Origin of the sequence: Arsenicicoccus cauae (genome assembly GCF_009707125.1) — a bacterium.
In the GTDB taxonomy this organism is placed as follows: Bacteria; Actinomycetota; Actinomycetes; order Actinomycetales; family Dermatophilaceae; genus Arsenicicoccus; species Arsenicicoccus cauae.
On the sequence record NZ_WLVL01000039.1, the window covers coordinates 12,304 to 23,461 of the forward strand.

12 protein-coding genes are annotated in these 11,158 nt (G+C 75.1%); 10 read left to right on the forward strand and 2 right to left on the reverse strand.

Annotation, left to right across the window (positions count from 1 at the left end):
* The first annotated feature begins 5 nt into the window (after nt 1-5).
* The 10 genes from GGG17_RS10425 (at nt 6) to GGG17_RS10465 (ending at nt 8,930) form a co-directional block, all read left to right on the forward strand.
* Nucleotides 6-854 (forward strand): glycosyltransferase family 2 protein, encoded by an 849-nt coding sequence (locus GGG17_RS10425; protein WP_311966598.1) that lies wholly within the window; start codon nt 6-8, stop codon nt 852-854.
* Nucleotides 851-1,498 (forward strand): class I SAM-dependent methyltransferase, encoded by a 648-nt coding sequence (locus GGG17_RS10430; protein ID WP_195849203.1) that lies wholly within the window; start codon nt 851-853, stop codon nt 1,496-1,498. The genes GGG17_RS10425 and GGG17_RS10430 overlap by 4 nt, the downstream gene beginning before the upstream one ends.
* A complete protein-coding gene (locus GGG17_RS16035; RefSeq protein ID WP_195849204.1) occupies nt 1,495-2,484 on the forward strand; it encodes a hypothetical protein in 990 nt (329 codons plus the stop codon). Before GGG17_RS10430 ends, GGG17_RS16035 begins: the two co-directional genes overlap by 4 nt.
* Nucleotides 2,468-3,205: a glycosyltransferase family 2 protein gene (locus GGG17_RS16040; RefSeq protein WP_195849205.1), complete on the forward strand. Its 738-nt coding sequence runs from the start codon at nt 2,468-2,470 to the stop codon at nt 3,203-3,205. The genes GGG17_RS16035 and GGG17_RS16040 overlap by 17 nt, the downstream gene beginning before the upstream one ends.
* A 332-nt stretch (nt 3,206-3,537) precedes the next feature.
* On the forward strand, nt 3,538-4,539 hold the full coding sequence (locus tag GGG17_RS10440) for an SDR family NAD(P)-dependent oxidoreductase (RefSeq protein ID WP_154593676.1): 1,002 nt from the start codon (nt 3,538-3,540) through the stop codon (nt 4,537-4,539).
* Nucleotides 4,536-6,074, forward strand: a complete 1,539-nt coding sequence (locus tag GGG17_RS10445) for an ATP-dependent DNA ligase (protein ID WP_154593677.1) — start codon at nt 4,536-4,538, stop codon at nt 6,072-6,074. The genes GGG17_RS10440 and GGG17_RS10445 overlap by 4 nt, the downstream gene beginning before the upstream one ends.
* Entirely contained in the window at nt 6,071-6,778 is a 708-nt protein-coding gene (locus GGG17_RS10450; RefSeq protein WP_154593678.1) for a phosphodiesterase, read from the forward strand. The genes GGG17_RS10445 and GGG17_RS10450 overlap by 4 nt, the downstream gene beginning before the upstream one ends.
* Nucleotides 6,775-7,254, forward strand: a complete 480-nt coding sequence (locus GGG17_RS10455) for a pyridoxamine 5'-phosphate oxidase family protein (protein ID WP_154593679.1) — start codon at nt 6,775-6,777, stop codon at nt 7,252-7,254. Before GGG17_RS10450 ends, GGG17_RS10455 begins: the two co-directional genes overlap by 4 nt.
* 49 nt (nt 7,255-7,303) lie before the next feature.
* Complete coding sequence (locus GGG17_RS10460; protein ID WP_154593680.1) at nt 7,304-7,534, forward strand: hypothetical protein; 231 nt, start codon at nt 7,304-7,306, stop codon at nt 7,532-7,534.
* Nucleotides 7,535-7,574: 40 nt separating this feature from the next.
* Nucleotides 7,575-8,930 (forward strand): cryptochrome/photolyase family protein, encoded by a 1,356-nt coding sequence (locus tag GGG17_RS10465; RefSeq protein ID WP_311966599.1) that lies wholly within the window; start codon nt 7,575-7,577, stop codon nt 8,928-8,930.
* Between the two features lie 36 nt (nt 8,931-8,966).
* Here GGG17_RS10465 and GGG17_RS10470 read toward each other — a convergent pair whose 3' ends face one another.
* A complete protein-coding gene (locus GGG17_RS10470; RefSeq protein WP_154593681.1) occupies nt 8,967-10,421 on the reverse strand; it encodes a tryptophan-rich sensory protein in 1,455 nt (484 codons plus the stop codon).
* Complete coding sequence (locus tag GGG17_RS10475; RefSeq protein ID WP_154593682.1) at nt 10,418-11,134, reverse strand: CPBP family intramembrane glutamic endopeptidase; 717 nt, start codon at nt 11,132-11,134, stop codon at nt 10,418-10,420. Before GGG17_RS10475 ends, GGG17_RS10470 begins: the two co-directional genes overlap by 4 nt.
* Nucleotides 11,135-11,158 lie beyond the last annotated feature (24 nt).

The window sequence follows — 11,158 nt, forward strand, 5'->3', positions numbered from 1 at the left end:
TCGTCGTGACGATCGCCGCGGGGCGTCATACGCACCTGGCCGCGCAGCGGGCCCACCTGGCCGCCCTGCCCTCACCCCCCGAGCACGTCGTCGTCGCCATGGGAGACCCGCAGGTCGCCGGGGTGGTGGGCGCGGTGCCCGGCGTGCACGTGGTCGAGGTGCCGGCCGCGCCCGGGCACCTACCGCTCGCCCTGGCCCGCAACACCGGGGTCGAGCAGGCCCTGGGGCTCGGCGCCGACCTCGTCGTGCTGCTCGACGTGGACTGCCTGCCCGGGCGGGGCCTGATCGATGCGTACACCCGCGCCGCCGGCAGGCTCGAGCACGCGCTCCTCTGCGGGCCGGTCACCTATCTGCCGGCCGAGGCGGGGTCGCCGGCCCCCGGCGAGCTCCAGCGGTGGACCTCCCCGCACCCCGCGCGCCCGGCCCCGCGGGACGGTCGGCTCGAGCGGGGCGGCGACCACCGGCTGTTCTGGTCGCTGTCGTTCGCGTGCACCCCCGCCACGTGGCGGCGGCTCGGCGGCTTCTGCACCGACTACGACGGCTACGGCGGCGAGGACACCGACCTCGGCATGGTCGCTTCACGCGAGGCCGTCGAGCTCGTGTGGGTCGGCGGGGCCCACGCCTACCACCAGCACCACCCCGTCTCGAGCCCGCCCGTCGAGCACCTCGACGACATCCTGCGCAACGCGGCGACCTACCACCGCCGCTGGGGCGAGTGGCCCATGGAGGGCTGGCTGCGGGCCTTCGCGGAGCGGGGGCTCGTGACCTACGACGGCACCGCCTGGCGCCGCACCACCCCCGCCGGTGTCCCTCCCGGTGTCCCCGCCGCCATCCCCGAGGAGATGGCACGGTGACCTGGCAGGACTGGCACGCAACGGACTTCGAGGAGCGCTATCGCGCCGACCCGGACCCCTTCCGCGTGCGCACCAGCTGGTACGAACGCCGAAAGATCCAGGTCGTCCTCGCCTCCCTCACCCGTGAGCACTACCGCGCGGCCTGGGACATCGCTTGCGGCACAGGCGATCTCGCGCTCGCCCTCACCGACCGCTGCGGCCGGGTCAGCGCCACCGACGCCGCCCCCACCGCCGTCGAGCTGACCCGCGACCTGTTGCAGGACAAGGGCGCCGATGTCTCCGTCAGCGCGCTGCCGCGTCTCGCCGTGCCCGCGGCGTCCTTCGACCTGATCGTCGCGTCGGAGGTCCTCTACTACCTCGACGAGGCCTCCCGGCAGGCGAGCTACGACGTCGTCCTCGCCGCCGCCGCTGACCCGGAGCCCGGTCCCGCCCCGGAGGTCGTTGCTGTGCACTGGCGCCACCATCCGCACGACGCCCACCTGTCGGGAGCGCAGGTCACCGCCGAGCTCGACGCCCGCCTCGCCGCCGCCGGGTGGCAGCGGCGCGTGCGGCACGAGGACGCCGACTTCGTCACCGGGCACTGGGTCCGGCCGGAGTCCGCCAAGGCCGCCCAGGCCTCGCCCGACACCGAGGAGAGAACGTGACCACCGCCGACGCGCCGCTCTGCACGCTGGCGCCCTTCCCCGCCGCGCTGCCCGACGCCACCCTGGCAGCGCTGGTCGCGTCGCACGACTGGGCCGCCCTCGCCTGGCCGGAGCTGTTGAGCGCCCTGCTCGCGGTCGGCCGCACCTCGATCCCCCTCGGGCGCCTCGCCGAGGGCCACGTCGACGCCGTGCGGATCCTGGCCCAGGCGGGACGCGGGCCGCACGGTGGAGCGACATACGGCGTCTGGGCCTCGCGCTCGCACGCCACCGGTGTGCGCGCGACCCCGGTGGACGGCGGCTGGGTGCTCGACGGGACGCTGCGGTTCGCCTCGGGCGTGGGGATCATCGAGCGGGCGCTGCTGCCGGTGTGGCTCGACGAGGAGCGGTCGGTCCTGCTCGACCTCGACGTCGGCGGCTGGCGGGGCGACGAGGACTCGTGGCGGACGCCCGCGATGGCCGACTCGCGCTCCCTGACCGTGCCCGTCGTGGGCGTGCCGGCGACTGCGGACGCGCAGGTCGGGGCCGAGGGCTTCTACCTCGGCCGCCCCGGGTTCTTCCCCGGCGGGGTCGGGGTCGCTGCCGTGTGGGCCGGGGGCGCCGCGCGCGTCGTCGACCTCACCGCGCGGGTCACGGCGGGCGCCCCGCCAGCCCCCGCCCGGACCGCCCGGTGGGGCCGCATCCGCACCGAGCTCGCCTGCGCCGCAGCGCTGCTCGACGCCGCCGGACGATCCCTGGAGGCGAGCGAGAGCGACCCCGCCGCACCGGCCAGGGGCGCGGGTGGGCGCGGCCAGGAGCTGTCGACGGAGGTCCGCGCCGGCGTGGCCCGGGCGACCCGCGCCGTCCTGGAGGAGTGTCGGACCCTCGCCGGACCCGCCGGGGTGGCCTTCGACGCCGAGCTGGCGCAGGCGCTCGCCGACCTGGAGCTCTACGTCGCGCAGCAGAACGCAGACGCCGACCAGGGCTACCTCGGTGCCCTCCCCCGCTGAGCCGGACGCCCCGCCCCGCCTGCTCGTCGTCGTGCCCGCCCACGACGAGGAGCGCCGCCTCCCCGCCTGCCTGACCGCCGTGGCCGCGGCGCTGGAGCGGTGGGGCGGTCGCGCCGAGGTCGTCGTCAACGCGCACCGGTGCACCGACGGCACCGCGAGGATGGCCCGGGCCACGCTCCGGCCCGGCGGTCCCCTGTCCGGGCTCGTCGTCGAGGACGACACCTCCGCCACGGTGGGAGGGGTCCGCGACCGGGCCGTCCGCGCGGCGCTCGACCGCTGGTCCCCCGACCCGTGCAGCACCTGGTTGCTGAGCACGGACGCGGACTCCGTCGTGCCCGCCGGGTGGGTGGCCTCGCTGCTCGACGCCGCCTCCGCGCGGTCCGCCGTGGCGGTCGCCGGGCTGGTCGAGCTGGTCGACTGGCGGGCCACCTCCGAGGCGCGGGCGGCCTACGACGCCATCGTCCGGGGGGGCCTCACCGGCCCCGACACCCACGATCACGCGTATGCCGCCAACCTGGCCGTCCGCCTCGACGCCTACCTCGCGGTCGGGGGCTTCCCCTGCGTCGCGCACGGCGAAGAGACCGCGCTCCTGACGGCGCTCGCCGCTGCCGGGTGGCCCGTCACCAGCACCCGGGCGTCGGTGGTGCGCACGTCGGGGCGCATGCCCGGCCGCGCCCGCGAAGGCCTGGGCCAGCTGCTGCAGCAGCTCACCCGCCCCTGATCCCGCTCGCCCTCGTCTCGGCGTCCACCCTGCGTCTGGACGACCATCCCCCGTCTGCCCCCGCATCTCCCGTCTTGTGCTGCAACCCCAGGCAGGCAGCGGCGCCCGGGACGCAGAGCGCCGGCCGAGACGCACGCCGCCGCCCATGGCGGCGGCACGGGACGACGGGGCGGGCGGCATACGACCAGATGCCCGGCCGGCCCCAGATCGACCAGGCTCCGGCCACGTCGACCGGCCTTCGTCCGATCCGCCTGGTGTGCGAAGGCCGGTCGATGTGACTACCGGGGGCAGGTCGGGGGTTTGTTCGAGCGTGGAAGGGTATGCGGCGGGACATGAGCAGCGCAGCCCAGACCGTCACGACCCCGACGACCGACACCGCACGCGACCTCTCCGAGCCGCAGCAGCCTGTCGCCCTCGTGGCCGGTGCCTCGCGCGGCCTCGGCCTGCTGGTGGCCCACGAGCTGGGGCGTCGCGGCTTCCGCGTCGCGATCTGCGCCCGCGCCCAGGCCGAGCTCGACGACGCCCGCGCGCAGCTGACCGCCGAGGGTGTCGACGCGCACACCTATGTCTGCGACGTCACCGACCACGAGCGCGTCGAGCAGATGGTCGCCGAGGTCGAGCAGGAGGTCGGCCCCATCACGGTGGCCATCCACGTCGCCGGCATCATCCAGGTCGGGCCGCTCGAGGCGACCGAGCGCCGCCACTTCGAGCAGGCCGTGGACGTGATGCTCTGGGGCCCGATCAACCTGTCGCTGGCCGTGCTCCCGGCCATGCGCGCCCGCCGTCGGGGCCGCATCGGCATCGTCACCTCCATCGGCGGCAAGATCAGCGTCCCGCACCTGCTGCCCTACAGCACAGCCAAGTTCGGGGCGGTCGGCTTCGCCGAGGGGCTGCACGCCGAGCTGGCGGGGACTGGTGTCACCGCGACCGCGATCGTCCCCGGCCTCATGCGCACGGGCTCGCACCTGCAGGCGCAGTTCGTCGGGGACCAGGCCAAGGAGTACGCCTGGTTCGCGCCCGGCGCCTCCCTGCCGCTGGTGTCGATGAGCGCCGAGCGCGCCGCCGCACAGATGGTCGACGCGACCCTCGCCGGCGACCCCGTCGCCCTGCTCTCGCCGCTCAGCAAGGTCGGCGCGCGCGTCGCCGGGCTCCTGCCCTCCACCACGGTCCGCGCGCTCGGTCTCATGTCCCGCCTCCTCCCCTCGGGCACGGGCGACGGCGAGACGATCACCGGCCACGAGGCGCGCCGCCGCCTCAGCAACCCCGTGGTCGAGGTCCTCACCACGCTCGGCACGCGCGCGGCCCACCGCAACAACGAGCACCACCGCGCATGACCCTGCCGTACGCCGACCTGGTCGCCGCCTCGCACGCCGTGGCCGCGACGAGGTCCCGCACCGCCAAGACCACCCTGCTCGCCGAGGTGCTGCGCCGCGCCGACGCCGATGAGGTGGGCATAGTGGCCGCGCACCTCGCGGGTGTCCTGCCGCAGGGCCGCGTCGGAGTCGGCTACCGCGCCATCGGCGCACCACCTGCCCCGGCGGCCGAGGCCACGCTCACCGTGCAGGACGTCGACCGCGCCGCCACCGCGCTGGCCGGTCTGTCCGGCACCGGGTCCGCAGCCGCGCGCGCCCAGGCCCTGGCCACCCTGCTCGAGACCGCGACCGCCGACGAGCAGCAGTTCCTGCGGGCGCTGCTCGTCGGCGAGCTGCGGCACGGCGCGCAGGACGGGTCCCTCGTGGCGGCGGTCGCTGCGGCATACGACCTCCCCGAGGCATTGATCCGCCGGGGCGCGATGATGGCCGGACACCTGGGACCCGTCGCCGAGGCCGCGGCGACCGGTGGCGCCTCGGCCGTCGAGGCGATCGGTCTCGAGGTCGGTCGCCCGGTGCGGCCCATGCTCGCCGGGTCGGCGCCGAGCGTCGCCGAGGCCTTCGACGAGACCGGGGGCGAGCGGATCGTCCAGTGCAAGCTCGACGGCATCCGCATCCAGGTCCACCGCGACGGCGACGACGTCCGCGTCTACACCCGCAGCCTGGACGACATCACGAGCCGCGTGCCCGAGGTGGTCGAGGTCGCGGGCGCGCTCGAGGTCCGGCGGGTCGTGCTCGACGGCGAGGCGATCGCGCTGCGCCCCGACGGCCGCCCCCACCCCTTCCAGGTCACGGGCGCCCGCACCGCCTCCTCCGGCGACGTCGCGCGGCTGCGGGCCGAGACGCCGCTCACCACCTACCTGTTCGACGTGCTGCACCTCGACGGCGCCGACCTCGTCGACGAGCCGCAGCACGAGCGCGACGCCACCCTGCGGCGCATCGCCCCCGACCACCTCGTCCCCTCCCTGCTCACCGGCGACGGCGAGGAGGCGACCGCCTTCTTCGCCGACCTGGTCGCCGGCGGCCACGAGGGTGTCGTGGTCAAGGACCCCGAGACCCGGTATGCCGCTGGCCGCCGTGGCAGCGGCTGGATCAAGGTCAAGCCGCGCCACACCTTCGACCTGGTCGTCCTCGCCGTCGAGTGGGGCAGCGGGCGCCGCTCCGGGCTGCTCAGCAACATCCACCTCGGCGCGCGGGACCCCGGCACCGGCGGGTTCGTCATGCTCGGCAAGACCTTCAAGGGCATGACCGACGAGACGCTCGCCTGGCAGACCCAGCGGTTCCTGGCGCTGGAGACCTCGCGCGAGGGCCACGTCGTGCATGTCCGGCCCGAGCAGGTCGTCGAGATCGCGGTCGACGGGGTGCAGACCTCCCGGCGCTACCCGGCGGGGATGGCACTGCGGTTCGCCCGGGTGCTGCGCTACCGCGACGACAAGACCGCCGCCGAGGCCGACACCGTCGACGCCGTCCGCGCCCTGCACCAGCGAGGCTCGTCATGACCGCCCGGCCCTCGCCGAGCGCGCTCCAGGTGCTGCGGCTGGTCGGCTCGGCCGCCGGCGGGCTGGGCCTCGCCGCGGGACTGGGCGCGGTGGCGGTGGCACGGCGCGACAACCCGCTGCACGCCTTCGGGCGCGTCGCGACGGGCACGCTCACCGTGACGGCCGACGCACCGGCGTCCGGCGTGCCGTTGCTCGACCACCCCGACCACCACCACTGCACGGTGCGCCGCTCGCGAGCCATGTCGCTCGCCCACCACGGGCCCGACGTGATGGGCGTCGCCGTGCGCATCGAGGGGGCGGCCGACGACGGCGGCCCCGCCGACCTCCTCCTCGCGTCCACCGGCACCGGCGGGCTCAGCCGGTGGCTGCTCAGGCCGCACCTGCGCGAGGACGGCGGCCCGCTCACCACGCTCCTGCCCCAGCTCGGCCCCCGCGGCGCCGTGTGGCTGCGGCTCGACCCGGCGGGCCGGTCGGCATACGACCTGTCCTGGTCGGGCACCCACGACCGCTGGCACCGGGTCGGCCGGCTCGAGCTCGACGGGCCGTGGGGCGAGGACCGTCCGCTGCGGTTCGCGCCGGTGGACCGGCCGCTCGCCGGGCTGCGCCCACCGACCTGGGTGCGGGTGCTGCGGCGCCCGGCCTACCAGGCGGCCCAGCACCTGACCACACCAGCACCACCACCGAGGAAGAGGAGAGCACCATGACCGACGAGCAGCACGACAAGGTCGCCGAGATCATCAAGAGCACCCGCATCGCGATGATGACGCAGGCCGACGCGACCGGCCGCCTGGTGTCCCGACCGATGGCGACGCAGGACGTGGACTTCACGGGCACCGTGTGGTTCATCGCCGAGCGCGACACCGAGAAGGTCCGTGACCTGCAGGCCAACCCGCAGGTCAACCTGGCGTATGCCGGCGACGGCTCGTGGGTGTCGCTGTCCGGCACGGCCCGGGTCGTCGACGACCGCGCCAAGCTCGAGGAGCTGTGGGGCACGTTCACCGGCGCCTGGATGGAGGGCGGCCCGGACAACCCCGACAACATCCTGATCGAGGTCACCGGCGACACGGCGGAGTACTGGGACGCGCCGGGCGGCGGCAAGGTCGTCCAGCTCGTCAACCTGGTCAAGTCCGCCGTCACCGGCAAGCGCGTCGAGGGCGACAACGAGACCGTCGACCTCTGATCCACCCCACCCCGCAAGCGAAGAATGCAAGAGACGAAGGAGAGCGATGATGAGCGACAACCCCAACGAGGTCCAGGCGGCCAAGGAAGAGGCCGTGGACAACGTCGTGGAGCGGGTCGAGTCCTGGCAGGAGGGCGCCGAGGAGCAGACCGTGGCGCAGGAGCTGCGTGAGGGCTTCGACGAGGCGGGCGTGGACGTGGCCGAGGGCGACGTCGACCGGCTTGCCGAGCAGATCCACGAGGACGGCAAGGCCGACCCCGGCTCGGTCGACCCGTCCTGACCGCGGACGGATCGCCCCAAGGAGGGAGAGGAGCCACCCCGTGACCAGCGTGCTGTGGCTGCGCCGCGACCTGCGGCTGCACGACCACCCGGCCCTCATGGCCGCGGCCGAGGACGGTGCCGTGCTGCCCCTGGTCGTGGTCGACCCTGCCCTCGACCGGGCCGGGGAGCCGCGGCGCGACGCCTACCTCGGGGCGGTGCGAGCGCTGCAGGACGCCACCGATGGCGCGCTCGTGGTCCGGCGTGGCTGCCCCGACGAGGTCGTCCCCGCCGTCGCCGCCGAGGTGGGTGCTCGCCGGGTGCACGTGTCGGCCGAGGCCACGCCCTACGGCCGGCGGCGGGACGACCGGGTGCGGGCAGTCCTGGGGTCGGCCGACGTGGAGCTGGTCGCCACGGGATGCCCGTATGCCGTGGGCCCCGGCACCCTCACGACCGGCTCGGGCACGCCCTACAAGGTGTTCACGCCGTTCTCGCGGGCGTGGCGCGACCACGGCTGGCCGGCCCCCGCCCCCGTCCCGTCGGACCTGCGCTGGCACGGCGGGGTGGACTCCGAATCCCTCCCGGACGTCGAGCCGCTTCACCCGGTCGGCGAGGACGCGGCGCGGGCCGCCTGGGCGGACTTCCTCGACGGACCGCTCGAGACCTACGGCGAGGACCGCGATCGGCCCGACCTGGACGGCACCTCGCGGATGTCGATGCACCTCAAGCACGGCGCCATCCATCCGCGCACGCTCCTGCATGACCTGGCGAGACACCCTGCGGCGCAAGGAGACTCGGCGCAGCGCTATGTCAACGAGCTGTGCTGGCGCGAGTTCTACGCCGACGTGCTGTGGCATCGTCCCGACTCGGCCTGGGGCGACCTGCGCCGAGAGCTCGCGTCGATGCCGTATGCCGACCCCGCCACCGACGAGGACGCCGCCGGGCTCCTGGACGCCTGGCGGCAGGGCCGGACCGGCTATCCCATGGTGGACGCCGGGATGCGCCAGCTCGCACGAGAGGGCTGGATGCACAACCGGCTCCGCATGGTGACGGCGTCCTTCCTGGTCAAGGACCTGCACATCTGGTGGCCGCACGGCGCCCGCCACTTCCTGGACCTGCTCGTCGACGGTGACCTGGCCTCCAACAACCACGGCTGGCAGTGGGCGGCGGGCACGGGCACCGACGCCGCCCCCTACTTCCGCGTGTTCAACCCCGTCGAGCAGGGCAAGCGCTGGGACCCGCAGGGTGACTACGTCCGCCGCTACGTCCCCGAGCTGGCCCACGTCGCCGGCAAGGCGGTGCACGAGCCGTGGAGGGTCGCAGACGGCTACGCGCACGGCTACCCCGAGCCGGTCGTGGACCACGCCGAGGAGCGCCGCGAGGCGCTGCGCCGCTACGAGCAGACCCGGCGCGTCTGACGACGCCGCGGCCACGGGCCAGGCGGACGGGCGTGGCTAGGCGTTGCGGCGCGTGATCTCGGCGGTCAGTGCCGCGGCGAACGTCGTCCAGGCGGCGTATGGCGCCAGCGCCACCCCCTTCTCGGGGCTGACCCTGGCGGCGCGGCGCACGAGGTCGGCCGAGCTCGCCGCCAGCGCCACCGCCTCGACCGTCGACAGCCGCAGCTGCTTGGCGCCGAAGAACAGCGCGCTCCAGCCGGCGTTGAGCACCAGGTTGGTGCCGAGGGCCGCGGCATACGCGCGAGCCTCGTCCTCGCGACTGGTCTCCTGCAGGTCCGCGATCGACAGGGCGGAGACGAGGGCGATGTCGGCATACAGCGCGGTCCAGGCCACGGGAAAGGCCCACGACGGGGGCTGCCAGGAGGGCTTCGACAGGCGGCGGTACCACCGGCTGGTGGGGTCGGTCACCAGCGAGCCCACGACCGCGGTGGCGGTCACGGCGGCGCCGGTCCACGTCAGGGTGCGGCGCCAGCGCCGGGTGTCCGACCCGCGGGCCGCGCGACGCACGGCCTCCTCGAACCCCGTTGCACCACCAGCTGGCTCGCCCACCAGGTCGGCGAGGTCGTGCTCGGAGGCGACGGTGTCGTGCAGCAGCGACCCAACGAGCGGCTTGGCCAGCTCGTGGTCCACGGGCGTCACGAGCCCGATCCAGCGCGCGGCGGCCCGCGGGGTCGTCACGGGGGCGGTCAGCACGACGCGCGGCCCGAGGCCGAGGGCCCGGGCATAGCGCTTCATCATGTCGGCATAGCTGACGACGTCCGGCCCGGCGATGTCGAAGGTCCGGTTGACGTCGGGCGCCAGGTCCGCCGCCGCCACGAGGTAGTGCAACGCGTCGTCGACGGCGATGGGGGCGATCTCGTTGCGCAGCCAGCCGGGCGCGATGGCCCCGGGCAGCCGCTCGGCCAGGTGCCGCAGCATCACGAAGGACTGGGACCCGTCCCCCAGCACGACCCCGGCCTGCAGCGCGGCGGTCGGCACGCCCGAGCCGAGCAGGATCTCGCCGACCTCGACGCGGGAGGCGAGGTGCTCGGACAGCTCCTCGCCCTCGGGGTGCAGGCCGCCGAGGTAGACGATCCGCGACACCGCGGCCTCGCGCGCCGCGGTGGCGAACGCCTCGGCCATCGACCGCTCCTCGTCCTGGAAGTCGTCGCCGTCCCCCATCGAGTGCAGGAGGTACCACGCGACGTCCACGTCGCGCAGCGCGGTCGCGAGGTCCTCGGGCGAGGACGCGTCGCCCTCGACGACCTCCACCTGCCCCGGTCCCGCGACCCCGTCGACCACGGCGTCGCCCCACTCGGCCTGGCGGACCTTGTCGGCGCTGCGCGACAGGACGCGCACCCGCCACCCTCGCTCGACGAGCACCCCGACGACCTCGCCGCCGACGTAGCCGGTGGCGCCGGTGACGAGCCCGAGCCGGGCCTCGGGGTGAGGAGCAGGGTCGGCAGCGGTCATGACATCTCCAGGAGCTCGAGGGTGGGGCCGAGCAGCAGGAGCATGCCGATCGACCAGGTCAGGTGAGCGACGACCGGGGCGAGGACCCCGTGCGTCAGGCGGCGCAGGGCGGCGACGGCGAGTCCGACGAGGAGCCCGGCGAGCGCGAGCAGGGGTATGCCGGCCAGCGCTGTCACGACGGTGTAGACCACGGTGCTGCCCACCACCGCACCCCGGCCGCCGAAGGCGTCGTAGAGCGCCCCGCGGTAGAACAGCTCCTCGACCACGCCGTTGAGCGCGGTGATGGCCACGACCACGGGCAGCGAGCCCCAGCGGGCGTGCGCGAGCAGCTGCTCGACCGGGGCGCTGAGGGCGGGCACCTGGGCCACGATCCCGGCCCCGAGGAGAAAGACGACGAGCAGCACGAGCCCGACGCCGAGGCCCACCAGCACGAGCCGCGGCGCCCGAGGTCGTCCGAGCTCCTCGGTGGCCCGCAGGGGTCGCCCGGCAGCCAGTGCCCCGACGAGCCAGACGGCGGCCAGGCCCAGGGTGGCGGGGTAGAAGAGCTCGTCGCCGGGTCGGATCCGCAGGGCCCAGGCCAGGACGGCGGCCCCGACCACGACGGTGACGGCGGCGACCGCCCGACGGCGCGTCCGCGCGGCAGGGGGCTCGGCGTCAGCGGCTGTGCGCTCGGCCCGCTGGTGTCGCGCGAAGGCCTCGCGCCAGTGCTCCATGGCCTCACTCTATCGGGATACCTT

What these genes read in the sequence shown, in the direction of transcription:
- GGG17_RS10440 (WP_154593676.1), top strand. Translation starts at nt 3,538, where the DNA reads ATGAGCAGCGCAGCCCAGACCGTCACGACCCCGACGACCGACACCGCA.
- GGG17_RS10445 (WP_154593677.1), top strand. Translation starts at nt 4,536, where the DNA reads ATGACCCTGCCGTACGCCGACCTGGTCGCCGCCTCGCACGCCGTGGCC.
- GGG17_RS10450 (WP_154593678.1), top strand. Translation starts at nt 6,071, where the DNA reads ATGACCGCCCGGCCCTCGCCGAGCGCGCTCCAGGTGCTGCGGCTGGTC.
- GGG17_RS10455 (WP_154593679.1), top strand. Translation starts at nt 6,775, where the DNA reads ATGACCGACGAGCAGCACGACAAGGTCGCCGAGATCATCAAGAGCACC.
- GGG17_RS10460 (WP_154593680.1), top strand. Translation starts at nt 7,304, where the DNA reads ATGAGCGACAACCCCAACGAGGTCCAGGCGGCCAAGGAAGAGGCCGTG.
- GGG17_RS10470 (WP_154593681.1), bottom strand. Translation starts at nt 10,421, where the DNA reads ATGACCGCTGCCGACCCTGCTCCTCACCCCGAGGCCCGGCTCGGGCTC.
- GGG17_RS10475 (WP_154593682.1), bottom strand. Translation starts at nt 11,134, where the DNA reads ATGGAGCACTGGCGCGAGGCCTTCGCGCGACACCAGCGGGCCGAGCGC.